This window comes from Comamonas sp. 7D-2 (genome assembly GCF_022749555.1).
GTDB lineage: Bacteria > Pseudomonadota > Gammaproteobacteria > Burkholderiales > Burkholderiaceae_C > Comamonas > Comamonas thiooxydans.
Map to the genome: position 1 here is coordinate 3,689,798 of NZ_CP094238.1, position 20,200 is coordinate 3,709,997.

The following is a 20,200-nucleotide window of genomic DNA, read 5'->3' on the forward strand; positions in this document are numbered from 1 at the left end:
CATGGTGCCCGGCCGCCCCGGCTTGCGCAACTGCTGCCGGCTCGCTCGTGGAGTTGACGACCGCCGTCGTGACGGGAGGCACAAGCGAGATATGCGCCAGACCCAGAGATGCAGGTCCCGCCTCATGCGCCTGACTATCGGTCTGCGAGGTCACTGGGGAAACTGCAACCGGATCCTGCCCTGAAGATGAAGTGATGGAAGTGGGAAAAAAAGAGTCGGAAGCAGATACGGATTGGGACATGTGGCAGCAGCCTGCGAAAGCTTGAAGCGCCCCTGAGGGCATGTCCGCAGTCTGCCCATGGTTTATGACAATTAGATGACCAAGAGATGACTGTCATCGTTGTTCATGACAGTCATCAGGGTTTGCGCAGCTTCAGCTGACCCTGACCACCTCGGCCAGACGCTCGGCACAGTTGCTGGCCATGTCCGCACTCCTGGCCTCGACCATGACTCGCACCAGGGGCTCGGTACCGCTGGGACGGATCAGCACCCGGCCGTCGCTGCCCAGCAGCTTTTCGACCGCTGCCTGCTCACCAGGCAGCTTGGCGTTGCTCTTCCAGTCCTGGCCAGGCTGCAAGCGCACATTGATCATGACCTGGGGGAACAGCTTCACGGACTCCAGCCACTGGGCAATGGTCTTCTTCGAGCGCACGCAGGCCTGCAGCACCTGCAGTGCGCTGACCAGGCCGTCACCGGTCGTGTGCTTGTCCAGCGCCAGCAGGTGGCCCGAGCTTTCACCGCCCAGCTGCCAGCCCTTGGCATTGAGCGCTTCCAGAACATAACGGTCTCCCACCTTGGCACGCACAAAACCCACGCCCTGCTCCTTGAGTGCCTGCTCCACCGCCATATTGGTCATCAGGGTTCCCGCCACGCCGCTGACTACGTCGCCGCGCGCCAGACGATCGGCTGCCATGAGATAGAGCAGTTCGTCGCCGTTGTATAGACGGCCTTGCGCATCGACCAGCTGCAGACGGTCGGCATCGCCGTCCAGCGCCACGCCATAGTCGGCATTGTTGGCACGCACTGCCCTCACCAGCGCTTCGGGATGGGTCGCGCCGACTCCCTCGTTGATGTTCAGGCCGTCCGGGGAGCAGCCGATTTCCACCACATTGGCACCCAGCTCGTGAAAGACCTTGGGAGCAATCTGATAGGCCGCGCCATGGGCCGCATCCACGACGATCTTCAGGCCGCGCAACGACAGGCTGTGATCGAAAGTGCTTTTGCAGAACTCGATATAACGGCCGGCTGCATCGGCCAGACGTCGTGCCTTGCCCAAAGAGGCTGAATCCACCCAGACGGGGTCTTCCTTGAGAGCGGCTTCCACATCCTCCTCCCAGGAATCAGGCAGCTTGGTGCCCTCGGCACTGAAGAACTTGATGCCGTTGTCGTAAAACGGGTTGTGGCTGGCACTGATCACCACCCCCAGGCTGGCGCGCTGGGCACGCGTCAGATAGGCCACGCCCGGTGTCGGCAAGGGGCCAAGCAACATGACATCGACACCGGCAGAGTTGAAGCCCGACTCGAGCGCGCTCTCCAGCATGTAGCCAGAGATGCGGGTGTCCTTGCCGATCAGCACCAGAGGGCGCTCTTGCGTGCGACGCAACACGCGCCCCACGGCATGCGCCAGGCGCAAGGCGAAGTCAGGCGTGATGGGCGACTTGCCCACCGTGCCGCGAATCCCGTCGGTGCCGAAATACTGTCGTGCCATATTCTCGTTGTCCTTTTTAGATTCAATACTCTGTCATCAGGCCTGCAGCGCTTGCGCATCATGCATGGCCTGCCAGACTGCCAGCGCAGCCACCGTATCCTTCACATCGTGGACACGCACAATTTTGGCCCCACGTTCGATCGCCAGCAATGCCGCCGCGACGCTGGGCACCATGCGCTGATCCACAGGCAGGCCGGTCACCTGCCCCAGGGAGCCCTTGCGCGACCAGCCCGCCAGCAAGGGGAAGTCTAGGCCCAGCAGCTCACGCTGATGTGCAAGCAAGGCAAAATTTTGTACCACGCTCTTGCCGAAACCAATACCGTAATCCCAGGCGATGCGGGAACGAGCAACACCTGCATCGAGCAAAGGCTGAGTCACCTGCAGCAGAAAGTCCCGAACTTGAACCACGGCATCGCCCTGCATATGCTCCAGATGCATGTCTTGCGGGGTCTTGTGCATATGCATCAGGCACACGCCACAGCTGGCGTGCCTGCTCACCACCTCGAAGGCACCGGGCTGGCGCAGCGCCCAGATGTCGTTGATGATGTCTGCCCCCAGATCCAGAGACGCAGCCATGACTTCGGGCTTGTAGGTATCGATGGAGACAGGCACGTTGAGCTTGACGGCTTCGCGCAGCACGGGCAGAACGCGAGCCAGCTCGTCTTCGAGGCTGACCCCAGGCGAGCCCGGCCGGGTCGACTCACCACCTATATCGAGAATATGCGCGCCCTGCTGGAGCAGCAGCTCGGCATGGGCCATGGCCTGGGACACACCGGCATGCCTGCCTCCGTCCGAAAAGGAATCCGGCGTCACATTCACGATGCCCATGACCTGAGGCTTGTCGAGCTGCAAGAGAAAACGCGAGGTTTGCCACTGTTGCGACATAAATCTTCCGATATCTGAGAGTGCAAAAACAAAAGGCCCCTGAGGGACCTTTTGTATATGAGGCTTGGCGCTCAAGCCGTAGTAGGCGAAGGCTCGGCATTCGATGCGGGATTGCCTCCCGAGGAATTGCCACCATCCGATGAGGGGGGATTGCGAGGCGTCCAGTCCTTGGGAGGACGAGGCTCCTTGCCTGCCATGATGTCGTTGAGCTGCTCGGCGTCGATCGTCTCCCAGTCCAGCATGGCCTTGGCCATGGCGTGCATCTTGTCGCTGTTGTCTTCGATGAGCTTGCGCGCCAAAGCATATTGCTCGTCGATGATGCGACGCACTTCGTCGTCCACCTTCTGCATGGTGGATTCGGACAGATTGGAGCCTCGGCTAAAGGTACGGCCCAGGAAAGGCTCGCCTTCCTGCTCGGAGTAGACCATGGTGCCCAGCGCATCGCTCATGCCGTAGCGCGTCACCATGTCACGGGCGATCTGGGTCGCACGCTCGAAGTCGTTCGAGGCACCAGTCGTCATCTGGTTCATGAACACTTCTTCGGCGATACGGCCACCAAACAGCATGGCGATCTGGTTGAGCATGTACTCCTTGTCATAGGAGTAGCGGTCCTTCTCGGGCAGGCTCATGGTCACGCCCAGCGCACGGCCGCGCGGGATGATGGTGACCTTGTGCACGGGATCGCACTTGGGCAGCAGCTTGCCGATCAAGGCATGGCCGGCTTCGTGGTAGGCCGTGTTGCGGCGCTCTTCCTCTGGCATGACCATGGTCTTGCGCTCGGGGCCCATGATGATCTTGTCCTTGGCCTTCTCGAAGTCCTGCATCTCCACGGTGCGCGCATTGCGGCGTGCCGCCATCAGCGCAGCTTCGTTGCAGAGGTTGGCCAGATCGGCGCCCGACATGCCGGGCGTGCCGCGCGCGATGATGGCGGGGTTCACGTCCTGGCCCACGGGAATCTTGCGCATGTGCACGTTCAGGATCTGCTCGCGACCGCGGATATCGGGCAGCGTCACATAGACCTGACGGTCGAAGCGACCGGGGCGCAGCAAGGCCGCATCCAGAATGTCGGGGCGGTTGGTTGCCGCCACCACGATCACACCGAGGTTGGTCTCGAAACCGTCCATCTCGACCAGCATCTGATTCAGTGTCTGCTCGCGCTCGTCGTTGCCGCCGCCCATGCCGGCACCGCGCTGGCGACCGACGGCGTCGATTTCGTCGATGAAGATGATGCAAGGCGCATTCTTCTTGGCGTTCTCGAACATGTCGCGCACGCGGGCCGCGCCCACGCCGACGAACATTTCAACGAAATCGGAACCCGAGATCGAGAAGAAAGGCACCTTGGCTTCGCCCGCGATGGACTTGGCCAGCAGCGTCTTGCCGGTACCGGGAGGGCCGACCAGCAGCAGACCGCGGGGAATGCGGCCGCCGAGCTTCTGGAACTTGTTGGGGTCCTTGAGGAAGTCCACGACTTCCTTGACTTCTTCCTTGGCCTCATCGGCACCAGCCACGTCGGCAAAGGTGACGGTGTTGCTGTTCTCGTCGAGCATGCGCGCCTTGGACTTGCCGAAGCTGAAGGCGCCGCCCTTGCCGCCACCCTGCATCTGGCGCATGAAGTACACCCAGACGCCGATCAGCAGCAGCATGGGGCCCCAGCTCACGAGCAGCGTCATGAGCAGCGAGCCTTCTTCACGTGGCTTGACGTCGAACTTGACGTTGTTGTTGATCAGGTCGCCCACCAGGCCACGATCCAGGTAGGTGGCTGTGGTGCGGATCTTGCGATCATCGGTGGTGGTGGCTACGACCTCGGTACCGCCAGCACCTTCCTGAATGGTGGCGCTCTTGATACGGTTGTTGCGCACTTGCTCCAGGAATTCCGAGTAGCCAACATGAGAGGCACCGCCAGCACCTCGGGTGTCAAACTGTTTGAACACCGTAAACAGCACCATGGCGATGACCAGCCAGACGGCGACTTTTGAAAACCACTGATTGTTCAAGCGGGGCTCCAATGGAATATTCAGACGTAAAGGCCCGGAGGGGACTCCAGACCTAGTTGAGGTTCATTTTAGGTGTTTCAAGCGCCAAAGACGCCTATTTCCCCCTATAGCGGCCATAGGCAAGGTACGGCCCTGCAGACAATCGACCCTAAGCCTGTGTTTTATCAAGGCTTTGCGCTATCAGTTTCACTGGTTTGCTGCAGCAAACCATGAGGTCAAATGCCCCTATGCAAGCCGGCAACTCCGTCAAGAGCCCTGCTTGAGTCCCATTCCCACGAGAAAAATCTCGGCAGACCGGTCACGCGAAGCCTTGGGCTTGATGGGCTTGACCACCTTGAAGGTCTGCTTGAACAGATCCACCAGCTCGTTGTAGCCGCTGCCGTGGAAAAGCTTGACCACCAGCGCGCCCTCGGGCTTCATGTTGTTGATCGCAAAATCAACGGCCATCTCGATGAGCACCGCGACCCGCGCCCCGTCCGTGGCGCCATGGCCCGACAGATTGGGCGCCATATCCGAGACCACCACGTCGGCCTTGCCGCCACCCATGGCCTCTTCAAGCTGCGCCAGCACCGCCTCTTCACGAAAGTCGCCCTGGATGTAATGCACGCCCTCGATGGGCTCCATGGGCAGCAGATCCAGCGAGATGATGCGGCCGTTGAGTTCGCCAACAGCCGCACCGCTGGGCGAGAGACGACGGCGCACATACTGACTCCAGGCGCCGGGCGCGCAACCCAGGTCCACCACGGTGTGGCCAGGCTGAATCAGCTTGAGCGACTCGTCAATTTCCTTGAGCTTGTAGGCCGCGCGCGCACGATAGCCGTCCTTTTGGGCGGCTTTCACATACGGGTCATTGATGTGATCGTGCAGCCAATTCTTATTGACCTTCTTGCTTTTGGTTTTCGTTTTCATGCCTGAATTCTCGCAGCCTTGATAATACGGGTATGCCCCAAATTGAATTAACTCCCGCGCAGCGCCGGGAACACCGCGCCGAAGCCCACCATCTGGACCCCGTCGTCCTCATCGGTGGCGATGGTCTGACCACTGCCGTTCAAAAGGAAGTGGACGCCGCACTCAATGCCCATGGTCTGATCAAGGTCCGCGTTTTCGGCGACGACCGTGCAGCCCGCGAGCAGGTCTATCAACAACTTTGCGACGAGCTGAACGCGGCTCCCATCCAGCACATCGGCAAGCTGCTGGTGCTGTGGCGCCCCATTCCCGAAAAGGAAAAGGCCTTTGACGAAGACCGCATGCCCGGTCCTCGCGACGTCAAGGTGCTCAAGTTCGGCCGCGCCGGCCAGAAGCCCGAAGTCAAGCAACTGCGCGTGCTCGGCAACCAGCGCCTGACCGCCGGCGGCACCATCAAGCGCGCCAAGCCCAAGCAGAAGTCGGTCAAGAAAGGTCGTCAGGACTGATCTGCCGATCCGCCCTGTCTGCCCGCCCCATTGCCTTATTTCCTCGCCGAGACCGCCAACCCATGGTTCAGACCACACAGCAGCAACGCCACATTCTTTGCATGAAATGGGGCACCAAATACGGCCCGGAGTACGTCAACCGACTCTATGCCATGGTGCGCCGCCATCTCAGCGGAGATTTTCGCTTTGTCTGCCTGACCGACAGCACAGAGGGGATTCGCTCCGAAGTGGAGTGCTTTCCCATCCCCGACCTGAACATCCATCTGGCGCCCGGCCAGCGTGACGGCGCCTGGAAGAAGCTCACCACCTTCGAGCGCGACCTGCATGGCCTCAAGGGTCAGGCGCTGTTCCTGGACCTGGACGTGGTGATTGTGGGCAGCCTCGACGAATTCTTCACGCTGCCCGGCGACTTCCGCATCATTCACGACTATCCGCGTTTCTGGCGCTTTGGCGAACGCATTGTCGGCAACTCATCGGTCTACCGCTTCGAGCTGGGTGCCCATGCCGATGTGCTGGAGCATTTCCGCGCGCACACCGAAGAGATGCGCGGCAAGTACCGCAACGAGCAGGAGTATCTGTCGCACTTTCTGCACAAGCAGGGCAAGCTGGACTACTGGCCTGCAGCCTGGTGCCCCAGCTTCAAGTACTACTGCATTCCGACCTGGCCCAGCAACTACTGGAAGGAGCCAGTGCCGCCGGCCGATGCGCGCATCGTGATCTTCCACGGCGAGGTGAACCCCCCCGATGCCCTGGAAGGCCGCCGCAACAAGCGCTTTCGCCATATCGAGCCCGCCAGGTGGATCGAGAAGGCCTGGGGCTGAAGGACGGCTGCAGTTGCAGCCTCAAAAACAAAAGGCGTTGACCGCGAGGTTCAACGCCTTTTTTGTGCTCGCCTGACCGATGGATCAGCGATATTTGGCATCGACCAGCGGATGCCCCTTCATGCGCGAGAGAATGGACAGCGGGCTGGCCGCCGGGTTGTATTCGCTGCCTGGCGGCAGGAACAAGGTCTGCTCCAGCATGTACTGCCCCGACATGACGGCATGCACTGCCTGATCGGAGAAACACACCCAGGTGGAACCTGCCGCGAAAGGCACGGTTTCCTGGGGAGCATTTTTCTGATAGTCGGGATCGCCCTTCATGCCGTCATGCAGCTGCAGCATCAAATGGTCGTATTCGCTGCGATAGGACTTGGTCACATGCAGCAGCTCCAGAGCCTTGGCCTGCCAGGCGCTGTAGGGCTTGGCACGCGGCACAAAACGCTTCGCCACATCGGTGAAGGGCTCGCCCACCCGCCAGACCCGGGGCTGGCCATCCGGATTGACATTGGTGAAGACGCGCAGAATGCGCTCGCCATAGTTGGGCCGCGAAGGAAAGGCATCCACATGCATGCGCTTGTCGTCCGCACGCCAGGACTGCGCCCGCGTTTCCACCTGCGAAGGCCGGTAGCTGGTGGGTGCCATGCGCACCACCGGCATATAGGCGGGAAACAGGCCTGCGATCAGCGCCGTGGCCTGGTCTCGAAAGCGTCCGACCATGCCAGCCACCTGCGTCTGTGTGGCCTCGTCGCCCGCCACGCCCTTGATCGAGCCATCCACATTGAGGCTGATATTGCGCGTCTTGGGATCGCGCACATCGGGGCGCAGCAGCGCTTTTTCCTGCTCGGTCAGCTGAAAGCTCAGCTGCGGAAAGTACAGCACCTTGCCTGCCTCGACGGCAGCAGTCCATTCATCGCGCCCCAGGACCTTGCTCCAGTCGGTCGCGTCGATTTTTACGATTTGAGATTCCATGGCTTCGGCAGTGTACTCCCCGCAGCTGGCGCGGGCTTGCACTGGATCAAGCCGGCTTGCGCGCGCCCGCCACACGCCACAGCACGATGGCGGCGCACAGCCACTGCAGCGCATACATGCCGGTGCCCACGCTATGCCAGAGCCTGAGGTTCTCGCGCGCCACGATCCTGGGCGACACGCCGTACTGCACCAGCAGCGCCAGCAACATGCCGGCGATAACAAAACCGATAGCTGCTTGCGCCCATTGTTCAATCTTTTCAGCATGTTTTCGCTTTGAAAACACCAGCAGAAGAGCGCAACATGCTATGGAAATCCAGGTCTGCGCGGCGAACAGCTTGGCCGCCATAAAGCCCGCCAGAGCCGGCGTGGGCAGGTGGGCAAACAGCATGGGTACGGCCACAAAGCCGATGGAGCACAGACTGCCCCACCATAAAGAGGCCAGGAAAACAGGCAAACGCTCGTACATAGTCACGGATCCTTGAACGCGGCGCAGCGCCCAGGCCAGAAACATCAAGCAAGGGCAGCCCCGCAGCGAAGATGTTGTCCCCCTCCGCGAAGCAGAGAGGGGGAAGGCGCGCAGCGCCTCAGGGGGTGCTTACACGTACTTTACGCCTACGATTTCGTAGCGACGCTCGCCGCCCGGTGCCTGCACCACGGCGGTATCGCCCTCTTCCTTGCCGATCAGGGCGCGGGCAATGGGGCTGGACACATTGATCAGGCCGTGCTTGAGATCGGCCTCGTCCTCGCCCACGATCTGGTAGGTCACGGGAGAGCCGCTGTCTTCATCTTCCAGGTCCACGGTCGCGCCGAACACCACGCGACCGCCGGCATCCAGCTCGGTCGGGTCGATGACCTGCGCGGCGGACAGCTTGCCCTCGACCTCGAGGATGCGGCCTTCGATGAAGCCCTGCTGCTCCTTCGCGGATTCATATTCGGCGTTTTCGCTCAGGTCACCCTGAGCACGGGCCTCTGCAATGGCTTGAATGACCGCGGGACGATCCACAGTCTTCAGGCGTTGCAGTTCCACCTTGAGCTTTTCTGCTCCGCGCTTGGTGATTGGGATGGTGGCCATGATCGAGTCTCCAAATTCAGCAAACGCCGCGCCAAGCGCGGCACCTCTCGCACAGTCCTGAGTGACAACGTCAAACAGGGGCCTGTGCCCCAAAAGCAAACCGCCGCACGTTGCCGCGCGGCGGTTCAAATACATTACCGCAGATTATGCCGTGTTTGCCGTGGCACAAGTGCGGTAAAAACCCGGCAGCCCTTGCGGGCTGCTTCGGGCGTCAGGCTTTTCAGGCCTTGGTCAGCATGGCATGCAGCTCTTGCACCGAGTGCACGTCCAGATTGCCGCGCATGGCCTTCATGCCTTCCACGGCCGCTTCCGCGCCGAAGATGGTGGTGAAGGTGGTCACACGTGCCAACAGCGCGCTGGTACGGATCTGGCGCGAGTCGGCGATGGCGTTGCGACGCTCTTCCACGGTGTTGATGACCAGGGCGATCTCGCCGTTCTTGATCATGTCCACGATGTGAGGACGGCCTTCAGTCACCTTGTTGACCGCTTGCACTTCCAGGCCAGCTTCAGCAATCGCTGCAGCTGTACCGCGTGTAGCGCACAGGCTGTAGCCCATGGCAACCAGCTCCTTGGCCACAGCCACGGCACGGGTCTTGTCGTTGTTCTTCACCGACAGGAAGACCTTGCCTTCCGCAGGCAGGTGCACGCCGGCGCCCATCTGGCTCTTCACAAAGGCTTCGCCAAAGGTCTTGCCCACGCCCATGACTTCACCGGTGGACTTCATCTCGGGGCCGAGAATGGTGTCCACACCAGGGAACTTCACGAACGGGAACACGGCTTCCTTGACGCTGAAGTAAGGCGGTGTGACTTCCTTGGTGATGCCCTGCTCGGCCAGCGTGTCGCCGGCCATGCAGCGTGCAGCCACCTTGGCCAGTTGCACGCCGGTGGCCTTGGAGACGAAGGGCACGGTGCGCGAGGCACGGGGGTTCACTTCCAGCACGTAGATCACGTCCTGGCCGTCAGCTTCCTTGATGGCGAACTGCACGTTCATCAGGCCCACCACATGCAGGCCTTCGGCCATGGCTGCGGTCTGGCGCTTGATCTCAGCAACGGTTTCGGCCTTCAGGTAGTAAGGAGGCAGCGAACAGGCGGAGTCACCGGAGTGAACGCCGGCTTGCTCGATGTGCTCCATCACGCCGCCGATGTACACAGCGCCGGTCTTGTCGCGCACGCAATCGACGTCGCACTCGATGGCGTTGGACAGGAAGTGGTCCAGCAGCACGGGAGAGTCGTTGGAGACCTTCACGGCTTCGCGCATGTAGCGCTCGAGGTCACGCTGCTCGTGCACGATTTCCATGGCACGGCCGCCCAGCACATAGGAAGGACGCACCACCAGGGGGTAACCCAGGCCGGCAGCCTTTTCCAGGGCTTCGGCTTCGGTACGCGCAGTGGCGTTGGGAGGCTGGCGCAGACCCAGTTCGTTGAGCAGCTTCTGGAAGCGCTCGCGGTCCTCGGCGGCGTCGATCATGTCGGGCGTGGTGCCGATGATCTTCACGCCTTCGCGCTCCAGGCCCAGAGCCAGCTTCAGAGGCGTCTGGCCGCCGTACTGCACGATCACGCCTTCGGGCTGCTCCACGTCCACGATTTCCAGCACGTCTTCCAGCGTCAGGGGCTCGAAGTACAGGCGATCGGAAGTGTCGTAGTCGGTAGACACGGTCTCGGGGTTGCAGTTGACCATGATGGTTTCGTAACCATCTTCGCGCATGGCCATGGCGGCGTGCACGCAGCAATAGTCGAACTCGATGCCCTGGCCGATACGGTTCGGGCCGCCACCCAGCACCATGATCTTCTTCTTGTCCGTGGGAGCGGCTTCGCACTCTTCGTCATACGTGGAGTACATGTACGCGGTGTTGGAGGCGAACTCGGCCGCGCAGGTGTCCACGCGCTTGAACACGGGACGCACCTTCAGCGCCTTGCGTGCTTCGCGCACGGCCTTATCGCTGGTGTGCAGCAGCTTGGCCAAGCGGCGGTCGGAAAAGCCCTTTTGCTTGAGGGTGCGCAGAGTCTGCGCATCCAGAGCCGCCAGAGCGCCTTCGCCCTTGGCTTCGTAGAGCTTGTCCAGGTCGAGTTCGATCTTGACGATCTCCTCGATCTGCACCAGGAACCACTTGTCGATCTTGGTGATGTTGTGCACCTCGTCCAGCGACCAGCCGGCAGCGAAAGCGTCACCCACATACCAGATGCGGTCGGGACCGGGCTCGCCCAGTTCCTTTTCCAGGATTTCACGATCCTGGGTCTTTTCGTTCATGCCGTCCACGCCCACTTCCAGGCCGCGCAAGGCCTTCTGGAAGGATTCCTGGAAGGTACGGCCGATGGCCATCACTTCGCCCACGGACTTCATCTGCGTGGTCAGGCGGTTGTCGGCAGCAGGGAACTTCTCGAAGGCGAAACGCGGGATCTTGGTGACCACGTAGTCGATCGATGGCTCAAACGAAGCGGGGGTCTTGCCGCCGGTGATTTCGTTCTTGAGCTCGTCCAGCGTGAAGCCCACGGCCAGCTTGGCCGCGATCTTGGCGATGGGGAAGCCCGTGGCCTTGGAAGCCAGCGCCGAGGAACGCGAGACGCGGGGATTCATCTCGATGACGATCATGCGACCGTCCTTGGGATTCACCGAAAACTGCACGTTGGAGCCGCCAGTGTCCACACCGATTTCGCGCAGAACGGCCAGAGATGCATTACGCATGATCTGGTATTCCTTGTCGGTCAGTGTCTGGGCCGGCGCCACGGTGATGGAGTCACCGGTGTGCACGCCCATGGGGTCCAGGTTTTCGATGGAGCAGACGATGATGCAGTTGTCAGCGGTGTCGCGCACCACTTCCATCTCGTACTCTTTCCAGCCCAGCAGGGATTCCTCGATCAGCAGTTCGTTGGTAGGCGAAGCCTCCAGACCGCGCTTGCAGATGGTTTCGAATTCCTCGGGGTTGTAGGCAATGCCGCCGCCAGTGCCGCCCAGCGTGAAGCTGGGGCGAATGACGGTGGGGAAGCCCATCTGCTTTTGCACGGCCCAGGCTTCGTCCATGGAGTGGGCGATGCCGGAGCGCGCGGAGCCCAGACCGATCTTGGTCATGGCGTCCTTGAACTTCAGACGGTCTTCGGCCTTGTCGATGGCTTCGGGCTTGGCGCCGATCAGCTCGACCTTGTACTTGTCCAGCACGCCGTTCTTCCACAGGTCCAGTGCGCAGTTCAGCGCGGTCTGGCCACCCATAGTGGGCAGGATGGCATCGGGGCGTTCCTTGGCGATGATCTTCTCGACCGTCTGCCAGGTAATGGGCTCGATGTAGGTGACGTCGGCCGTGGCCGGGTCGGTCATGATCGTGGCAGGGTTGCTGTTGATCAGGATGACCTTGTAACCCTCTTCGCGCAGCGCCTTGCAGGCCTGCACACCGGAGTAGTCAAACTCGCAGGCCTGACCGATCACGATGGGACCGGCGCCAATGATCAGAATGCTTTTTAGGTCGTTGCGCTTAGGCATTTTTGTGTTTCTCCATCAGCGCTGTGAAGCGGTCAAACAGATAGCCGATATCGTTGGGGCCGGGCGATGCTTCGGGGTGACCCTGGAAGCAGAAGGCAGGCACATCGGTACGCTCCAGACCTTGCAGCGTGCCGTCAAACAGGCTGATGTGCGTGGCGCGGGCATTGGCGGGCAGCGACTCCAGCTCCACCGCAAAACCGTGGTTCTGGCTGGTGATGCTGACGTGGCCGGTGTCCAGGTCCTTGACGGGGTGGTTGGCACCGTGATGGCTGTTTTGCATCTTGAAGGTCTTGGCACCGGAGGCCAGAGCCATGATCTGGTGGCCCAGGCAGATACCGAACACCGGCATCTTGGCTGCCATGATCTCTTGCACAGCGGCAATGGCGTAGTCGCAAGGCGCGGGGTCGCCAGGGCCGTTGGACAGGAACACGCCGTCGGGGTTCAGGGCCAACACATCCTTGGCTGGAGTCTGGGCGGGCACGACGGTCACGTCGCAACCGCGCTCGGCCAGCATGCGCAGAATGTTCTTCTTCACGCCGAAGTCATAGGCCACAACCTTGAACTTGGGCGATTCGAGCTTGCCGTAGCCTTCGCCCAGCGTCCACTCGGCCTCGGTCCATGGGTAGGACTTGTCGGTGGACACGACCTTGGCCAGATCCAGACCCTTCATGCTGGGGGCAGCCTTGGCGGCGGCGATGGCCTCGTCGATCCTGGCCTGGGTGACTTCTTCACCAGCGGCCAGACCCACGATTGCACCGTTCTGCGCGCCCTGATCACGCAGCAGTCGCGTGAGCTTGCGGGTGTCGATGTTGGCGATGGCGACGGTCTTACCTTCGGTCAGGTACTCGGACAGCGTCTGGGTGCTTCGGAAGTTGCTGGCCAGCAAAGGCAGGTTCTTGATGATGAGACCTGCGGCATGGATCTTGTCAGCTTCGACGTCTTCAGGATTGACACCGTAGTTGCCGATGTGCGGATACGTGAGCGTCACGATCTGCTGGCAATAGCTGGGGTCTGTGAGGATTTCCTGGTAGCCGGTCAGCGAAGTGTTGAAAACGACTTCACCAACAGTGGTGCCTTGCGCACCAATCGAGTTGCCAATAAAGACCGTGCCGTCTGCGAGCGCCAGAATGGCGGATGGGAAATTTCCCTTGAGAGACAAAAGCACTGGGTTCTCCGGTTTTTTAATTACGGTTACGCCCAACGAAGCCCCGGCATGTGCGCTGGGACATTTGTGTCTGCAGGGAATGGCGAGGAAGCGTCGCTAGGCGTATGAAGGAATGCTTGGGAGGGTAGGGACAGTTCATTGCTGAACCATCCCCCCCTAAGAACCGGACTTGCGACTTTCACCGCATCCGGCTCAAGCACAACAAATTCAGCCCCGTTAAAAGCGCACCATTCTACCTCAGCGCGGTTAATCCGGGGTGAACCCTAAGCCTATTCAGGCCGGTTTCGCTACCTGCAAACCCAAGGCATGCAGTCGTCTATGACAGACCGGATGCAGTAGCACCCGATTGGAGAGGTTGTCTGACCCGCCCATCACCTTGTAAACAATGTGGTGGTCGTGCCAGCGTTCACCGTCCTCCAACGGCTCCGCACAAAGTGCGCAACGCCCATTTTGACTGATATACAGCATCGAAGTTTCGTACTGGTACGTCATATTTTTCAACATGCGTTTCGTTCTCAACTCCTCTCCGTACACCTCCCATACCGGGTCAAAGGGGTTGTATTCCCCCTTGATCTTTTCGTGCCTCACGATCTCTGTATCTGCAAGCTTCAACAGTTTGGTCGTAAGCGGGCCGTCCGCCGTTTTCACGGTTGCAGCAAACTCATCCCGGTCCTTGATGCGCCGCCAGTAACGGCTTTTGCACCAGGGGTGGGACTTATTCGGGTGTCGCCTTCTCGTCCAGCGCACCAGGCGCCAGTAGATCAGGCTATCCATCCGACTGAAGGTTTCCTTCGCCACCACCGGTTGGTGGTACCTCGCCCAGCCCCGAAGGATTGGGTTCAGTTTGGCAATGAGATCCTCCTGCTTCGTCGATAAGTGTGTTTTCACGATTTCACTGACCTTGCGATAGAACGCTTGCGCGTTCTTCTTGCTCGGTTTGATCAAGAGCTTCCCTTTGTATTTGCGGAAGTTCCATCCCAGAAAATCGAAACCCTCGTCTATGTGAACGACCTTGGTCTTCTCCGGTGACAGTTGCAGACCTCGTTGTGCGAGGAAGGCTTCTATCCACGGCTTGATTTCTGTTTCCAGCACCTCTCGCGAGATGCCAGTCACCACAAAATCGTCTGCGTACCGGATCACATGGACTTTGAGTCCCTTGGCTTTTGTCTTCCCGTATTTCGCAACCAAGTGCGCTTTCAGGTCGGTTTCCAGCCCGTTCAAACACATATTCGCCAAAGTTGGCGAGATGATGCCGCCTTGCGGCGTCCCTTCTTCAGTCGGCGATAGGTGCCCTCTATGGACTACCCCGGCTTTCAACCATTTCAGCAAGATTGCCTTGTTCATAGGAACGTGGCGCACCAGCCATTCGTGGTTGATATGGTCAAAGCAACCTCGGATATCCGCTTCTAACACCCAAGAAGACGCCGTCTTCTGGGAAGTCGTAACGAATATCTGGCCCATGGCGTCTGCCGTCGAACGATTTCTCCTGAAGCCGTAGCTATTCGGATCGCTCGTGGTTTCCGCCACCGGTTCCAGTCCAAGCAGGTGTAGCGCCTGCATGGCCCGATCCAACATGGTTGGAATGCCCAGAGGACGCTCCTTCCCGTTGGCTTTGGGGATGTAGACCCGCCGCAATGGCTTGGGTTTGTATCCCCGCTGCTGCTTCAACCTTCCAATCGCCGCCCGTTTCAGGGCAGGAGAGTCCCAAAGCTGGCGATCGACTCCCGCCGTTCGCTTACCTTGGTTTTCAGTTACACGTCTTACCGCCAGAGCCCTGGCGGAAAACGAGTGGTTTAAAGACCGTTGCAGAGCTTTCACCCTGCGCCAGTCCTTGTCCAGCGTTGCCTTCGCTATGCGTTGCTGCGTCGTTCTCACAAACTGCTCGACACGATGCCAATCGATGGCATGCCAGTCTTGCGGTTCGCGTGAGGACGCAGATTCGCCGTCGCCGGTGAGTTTTCTCATGCTTTCCTCCTACCGAGTTGAACCCTCAGAGGACGCACGTCTCCCCGAAGGGATACGCACAATCCCTTCGGGCTAGGTTTAAACAAATGCAGTCGCGAGCGACGGTTGCACCAAGTGGAAGTGGGCACGCTTTCGCGTCAGGGTTTGAACCCCTATGCCACCCATTACAGGCAGCCATTCGCTTTTTCCACCATCCCATACCCCCTCATCCAACAGGTTGCCTTACGGCTTCCCTGCCGACACGCTTACGCATGCTGGCGGATAGTGGGGCTTACCACGTTCCCTGACTTACCGACACGGGCGATTCGCATCGCTGCATGTCTATCCGGTTAGGACTCATCTCTCCTGGGGCTGAATTAACGTCGACGTGTGTCTTAGCTCTACAAACACAGCCATCAGCACACTTTTTAGTTATGGCTTATCAGCAGATTTAGCCATTCAATGGTTACCCAGGTTCAAGCGATGATTCACTTTATGTTGCCCTTGCGGAACTAGCCTGGCCCCTCTACCGCCCTTCTGCTGGCAGTGTCTACATCCGCCCTCACGGGTTAGGTGTACCGCTTGCGCGGGGGTACTTTGTCAGGTGAGCTTCACACAGACCCATTACTAGGTTTGCATGTCACCGTAGGCTACTTGTGGTCGCACACAAGGTCATGGCACTCCATTGCTAGAGAGCATGACAAGGCAGGTCAGAGTTGCACTCTGTGCTTCTTCCATCAGTCAAAGCGTATGCACGCGAAAAGTCCTCCAATGAAGGATTTCTGTTTCTTAGAAATGTCCGCTTGTGGCGGTCAGTGTGATACGGCCGGGACGTGCATTACACACGACCATAGCTGAGCCGGACTATTGCAGGAATAGTCAAGCTGATGAGGCTGCCGAAGTTCGGAACCAGAGACTGGACTGACCCCAGTGGGGTAAAGCCTGATGGGAAGAATGTGCCTCGTACCGGACCCTTGGGAGGTCTGGTTGTACGGTTTTCAGAGGCTCAACCGACTCTCAGAGCGACTAACGTGTCGCACAAAGCCGCCCATTATAGGCTCTGTCCGCTTCACCCCTTTGAAGCGCCCCGGGATTACCCTCTACGGCGTAGCATGCTTACGCTGCTCGCATGCAGGCAGATCGCTGCGGCAGCAGCCACATTGAGTGACTCCTCACCCCCGGGCTGTGCAATGCTGATGCGGTGGCTCGCCATCTCCATCAGCGCATCGCCCACACCCTGCCCTTCATGGCCCATGGCCCAGGCACAGGGCCATGGCAGGTCGGCCTCATGAATCAATGTCCCCTGATGGGAGCTGGTCACTACCAGGGGCACCTGCAGGGCTTGCACATCCTCGACCGAGGCAGCCTCGACCAGATGCAGACCGAAGTGAGCACCCATTCCAGCGCGCAGCACTTTCTGGCTCCACAGCGCGGCCGTGCCCTTGAGCGCCACGATCTGGGTGAAGCCGAAGGCCGACGCGCTGCGCAGGATGCTGCCCACATTGCCGGCATCCTGGACGCGGTCCAGCACCACGGTGGCAACGCCCGGCTGCACCTGCACACCCGCATCCCAGTCCATCACATAGCCCATGCGGGCAGGAGATTCCAGAGCGCTGATCTCGTCGAACAAGGCATCTGCCAGCACCACGACCTTGCCGGCAGCCAGCACCCACTCTTCGGGCGCCTGAGGCCAGAAAGACTGCGCAAAAACGGCAACCTTTGGTTTCAGGCCCCGCACCAGGGCCGCACGGCAAAGATGATCGCCTTCAAGCCAGACCTGCCCCTGTTTGCGATAGGCCGTGCTGTCCTGGGACAGACGGCGCAGCTCCTTGACGAAAGCGTTGTCTCGCGAATGAATGTCCGTGACCTGGGGGCGTGCAGCCATGTCGACCTCTGAGAAAAAACAAAAACCCGGCATGCAAGCACCTGGCCGAGCTTGAAACAAGAAGATAGAACCCCCAAGGCGGCCCTGCGCCGCACTCGGGAATGCAGACAATGTCGATCAGGCGCGCATCAGACGTAGAGCGATGCCTGCGACATCTGCAGGCTGGACGTCACACCCGACAGCCCGGTCTCGCACAGCACAGGCTGCGCCGTGCCGCCTGCACACACCTGGCCGGCTTGCAGCACCTGGGCCACGGGTGCAAAGGAGCGCCTGTGCTCTGCCGTCGCACCATGGGCACGCAAGGCCTGCAGATGCGCGGCCGTGCCATAGCCCTTGTGGCCAGCAAAGCCATACTGCGGATACTGGGTGTCCAGGCGTTCGCACCAGCGGTCGCGCGTGACCTTGGCCAAAATGGACGCTGCAGAAATGGCCTGCACCAGCGAGTCCCCCTTGACGATGGCCTCGGCCTGCACATCGATCTGCGGCAACTGGTTGCCATCCACCAGCACCAGCACGGGCTTGAGACGCAGGCCCATCACCGCACGACGCATGGCCAGCAACGTTGCCTTGAGGATGTTGATCTCGTCGATCTCCTGCACCGAAGCCTGAGCTATGCAAAAGCACAGCGCCTTGGCACGAATTTCGTCGTAGAGCACCTCGCGGCGGTTGGCCGTGAGCTTCTTGGAGTCGTTAAGCCCGGCAATGGGCTTCAGATCGTCCAGGATGACGGCGGCAGCCACCACCGGACCGGCCAGCGGGCCGCGCCCTGCCTCATCCACCCCGGCAACCAGCCCGGGCGGATGCCAGGGCAGGCAGCCTTGCTCAAGCAGCGGGGGTGGCAATGATTTTTTGGATCGCATGGGCAGCCAGTTCGGCGGTATCGCGGCGCAGTTCGTGATGTAGCGCGGTGAAGCGCTCAACCAGCGCTTCAATGGTGACAGGAGAATCCTGGCTGGCTCTGAGCCAGCCCAGTGCGGCCTGGGCCAGCGCCTCGGGTGTTGCCGCATCCTGCAGCAGCTCGGGCACGACAAAATCGCCGCACAGAATATTGGGCAGCCCCACCCAGGGCTGAAGCTGTTTGCGCTTCATCAGGCGCCAGCTCCAGGGATGCATGCTGTAGCTGATGACCATGGGGCGCTTGTAGAGCGCCGCCTCCAGCGTGGCGGTGCCGCTGGCAATCAGCGTGCAGTCGCAGGCAGCCAGCACATCGTGGGACCGGCCCTTGACGATGAGACATTTGCCCTGCATGCCGGCCTCGGCAGCAATGCGCTGCACCTCTTCGTACAGCGAAGGCACGGCCGGCACCACGATCCGGGTCTGAGGCAACGCCTTCTGGACCAGCGCCGCCGCCTTGAAAAAGCCTGAGGCAATGTAGCGCACCTCGGAGCGGCGGCTGCCGGGCAGCAAGGCCAGCACCAGACCCTCTTCGGCCAGGCCCAGGCGCGCACGCGCGGCCGCTCTATCGGGGTGCAGCGGAATCACCTGCGCCAGCGGATGACCGACGTAGGTAGCTTCGATGCCATGCTGGGCCAGCAGTTCGGGCTCGAACGGGAAGATGCACAGCACATGGTCGGCCGCGCGACGGATTTTCTCCACGCGATCGGCACGCCAGGCCCAGATCGACGGACAGACAAAGTGCACGGTCTTGATGCCGGCTTCACGCAAGCCGGTTTCCAGCCCCAGGTTGAAGTCGGGGGCATCCACACCGACGAAGACCGAGGGCGGATGCGCAATCAGGCGCTGACGCAGCTTTTTGCGAATACCGAGCAACTCGGCCACGCGCGCCAGCACTTCCCAGCTGTAACCGTGCACGGCGAGGCGCTCTGACTGCCACCAGGCGTCAAAGCCGCGCTCCTGCATTCTGTCGCCGCCTATGCCCATGGAGCTCGCATCGGGCCAGCGCTGACGAAGACCGTCCAGCAACAGCGAAGCCAGCAGATCGCCCGAGGCCTCGCCTGCCACCATGGCAATGCTGGGCGCTATGGAATCTGGAGCAGCTTGCGCTTGCTTATTAGTCATTTCAGAGCTATTCACGTCTCAAACTCAGATAGGGACAGCGCGAGTCGCTATCAACGTGTAATGCCGTTGCTTGCCGATGCCAGAAAGGACTGCATGAAGTCCACGTCCTGCACGGCTTCAGGCGTTGCCGACTTGATCGCATCCATGGCCGCAATGGCATGCTCCAGCGTCAGCCCCTGGCGGTACAGCAGCTTGTGCATTTCACGCACGGCGGCAATGCGTGCATCCGAGAAGCCACGACGCTTGAGACCAATCAGATTCACGCTGCGAGCGGCCAGCGGATTGCCATCCACCGTCATGAAGGGCGGCACATCCTTGTTCACATGGGCCTGAAAGCCCACCATGGCATGTGCACCTATGCGCATGCGCTGCAGCACACCGGTCAGGCCGCCAATCGTCACCCAGTCGCCGACATGCACATGGCCTGCCAGCGTGGTGTTGTTGGCCAGCGTGGTCTGGTTGCCAATGATGCAGTCATGCGCGATATGCACATAGGCCATGATCCAGTTGTCATTGCCGATGGTCGTCTCGCCGCGATCCTGCGTGGTCCCCGTGTTGAAGGTACAGAACTCGCGCACCGTGTTGCGATCGCCGATCACCAGACGCGTGGGCTCGCCCGCGTACTTCTTGTCCTGAGGCTGCGCACCCAGCGACGCGAACTGGAAGATGTGGTTGCCTTCACCAATGGTGGTGTCGCCTTCGATCACGCAATGCGCGCCCACCTTGCTGCCGGCGCCAATGCGCACCCTGGGGCCGATGACGGCATACGGCCCCACCGACACCGAGGTGTCAAGCTGGGCCGCAGGGTCCACCACGGCGGTGGGATGAATCAAGCTCACAGCCGCCATCAACGC

16 protein-coding genes are annotated in these 20,200 nt (G+C 60.6%); 2 read left to right on the forward strand and 14 right to left on the reverse strand.

The window, feature by feature from the left end; translation table 11 throughout:
- Positions 1-373 precede the first annotated feature (373 nt).
- The 4 genes from glmM to MPZ60_RS16945 all read right to left on the reverse strand — a co-directional run bounded on the left by glmM (position 374) and on the right by MPZ60_RS16945 (position 5,496).
- Positions 374-1,708 carry a phosphoglucosamine mutase gene (glmM, locus tag MPZ60_RS16930; RefSeq protein ID WP_242882038.1) on the reverse strand — a complete coding sequence of 445 codons (1,335 nt, stop codon included), beginning with the start codon at positions 1,706-1,708 and terminating at the stop codon, positions 374-376.
- A gap of 36 nt (positions 1,709-1,744) precedes the next feature.
- Positions 1,745-2,593, reverse strand: a complete 849-nt coding sequence (gene folP, locus MPZ60_RS16935) for a dihydropteroate synthase (protein ID WP_034358727.1) — start codon at positions 2,591-2,593, stop codon at positions 1,745-1,747.
- Positions 2,594-2,664: 71 nt separating this feature from the next.
- Positions 2,665-4,587 carry an ATP-dependent zinc metalloprotease FtsH gene (ftsH, locus tag MPZ60_RS16940; RefSeq protein WP_003067340.1) on the reverse strand — a complete coding sequence of 641 codons (1,923 nt, stop codon included), beginning with the start codon at positions 4,585-4,587 and terminating at the stop codon, positions 2,665-2,667.
- A 246-nt stretch (positions 4,588-4,833) separates the two neighbouring features.
- Positions 4,834-5,496, reverse strand: a complete 663-nt coding sequence (locus MPZ60_RS16945; protein WP_003053442.1) for an RlmE family RNA methyltransferase — start codon at positions 5,494-5,496, stop codon at positions 4,834-4,836.
- Between the two features lie 32 nt (positions 5,497-5,528).
- Between MPZ60_RS16945 and MPZ60_RS16950 the strand changes: the two genes are divergently transcribed.
- Positions 5,529-5,999, forward strand: coding sequence for a YhbY family RNA-binding protein (locus tag MPZ60_RS16950; protein ID WP_034358731.1), 471 nt, complete (start codon positions 5,529-5,531; stop codon positions 5,997-5,999).
- Between the two features lie 62 nt (positions 6,000-6,061).
- Positions 6,062-6,820 carry a glycosyl transferase gene (locus MPZ60_RS16955; RefSeq protein WP_012839116.1) on the forward strand — a complete coding sequence of 253 codons (759 nt, stop codon included), beginning with the start codon at positions 6,062-6,064 and terminating at the stop codon, positions 6,818-6,820.
- An 84-nt stretch (positions 6,821-6,904) separates the two neighbouring features.
- On the opposite strand, the gene MPZ60_RS16960 is transcribed toward MPZ60_RS16955, so the two are convergent.
- The 10 genes from MPZ60_RS16960 to lpxA all read right to left on the reverse strand — a co-directional run bounded on the left by MPZ60_RS16960 (position 6,905) and on the right by lpxA (position 20,185).
- Complete coding sequence (locus MPZ60_RS16960) at positions 6,905-7,789, reverse strand: Kdo hydroxylase family protein (protein WP_034358770.1); 885 nt, start codon at positions 7,787-7,789, stop codon at positions 6,905-6,907.
- A gap of 46 nt (positions 7,790-7,835) precedes the next feature.
- On the reverse strand, positions 7,836-8,255 hold the full coding sequence (locus MPZ60_RS16965) for a DUF4149 domain-containing protein (protein WP_034358734.1): 420 nt from the start codon (positions 8,253-8,255) through the stop codon (positions 7,836-7,838).
- Positions 8,256-8,384: 129 nt separating this feature from the next.
- Positions 8,385-8,861, reverse strand: coding sequence for a transcription elongation factor GreA (gene greA, locus MPZ60_RS16970; RefSeq protein ID WP_003067350.1), 477 nt, complete (start codon positions 8,859-8,861; stop codon positions 8,385-8,387).
- A 220-nt stretch (positions 8,862-9,081) separates the two neighbouring features.
- Positions 9,082-12,333, reverse strand: coding sequence for a carbamoyl-phosphate synthase large subunit (gene carB, locus MPZ60_RS16975; protein WP_003067353.1), 3,252 nt, complete (start codon positions 12,331-12,333; stop codon positions 9,082-9,084).
- On the reverse strand, positions 12,326-13,498 hold the full coding sequence (carA, locus tag MPZ60_RS16980; protein WP_012839119.1) for a glutamine-hydrolyzing carbamoyl-phosphate synthase small subunit: 1,173 nt from the start codon (positions 13,496-13,498) through the stop codon (positions 12,326-12,328). Before carA ends, carB begins: the two co-directional genes overlap by 8 nt.
- 273 nt (positions 13,499-13,771) lie before the next feature.
- A complete protein-coding gene (gene ltrA, locus MPZ60_RS16985; protein ID WP_003053432.1) occupies positions 13,772-15,463 on the reverse strand; it encodes a group II intron reverse transcriptase/maturase in 1,692 nt (563 codons plus the stop codon).
- Between the two features lie 1,072 nt (positions 15,464-16,535).
- Positions 16,536-17,327: an RNA methyltransferase gene (locus MPZ60_RS16990; RefSeq protein ID WP_034358736.1), complete on the reverse strand. Its 792-nt coding sequence runs from the start codon at positions 17,325-17,327 to the stop codon at positions 16,536-16,538.
- A 128-nt stretch (positions 17,328-17,455) separates the two neighbouring features.
- Positions 17,456-18,187, reverse strand: a complete 732-nt coding sequence (gene rnhB / locus MPZ60_RS16995) for a ribonuclease HII (protein ID WP_034358738.1) — start codon at positions 18,185-18,187, stop codon at positions 17,456-17,458.
- A complete protein-coding gene (gene lpxB / locus MPZ60_RS17000) occupies positions 18,150-19,346 on the reverse strand; it encodes a lipid-A-disaccharide synthase (RefSeq protein ID WP_034358740.1) in 1,197 nt (398 codons plus the stop codon). Before lpxB ends, rnhB begins: the two co-directional genes overlap by 38 nt.
- 50 nt (positions 19,347-19,396) lie before the next feature.
- The gene (gene lpxA, locus MPZ60_RS17005) at positions 19,397-20,185 is read right to left on the reverse strand and encodes an acyl-ACP--UDP-N-acetylglucosamine O-acyltransferase (RefSeq protein ID WP_171832531.1); all 789 of its coding nucleotides are present in this window, start codon (positions 20,183-20,185) and stop codon (positions 19,397-19,399) included.
- Positions 20,186-20,200 lie beyond the last annotated feature (15 nt).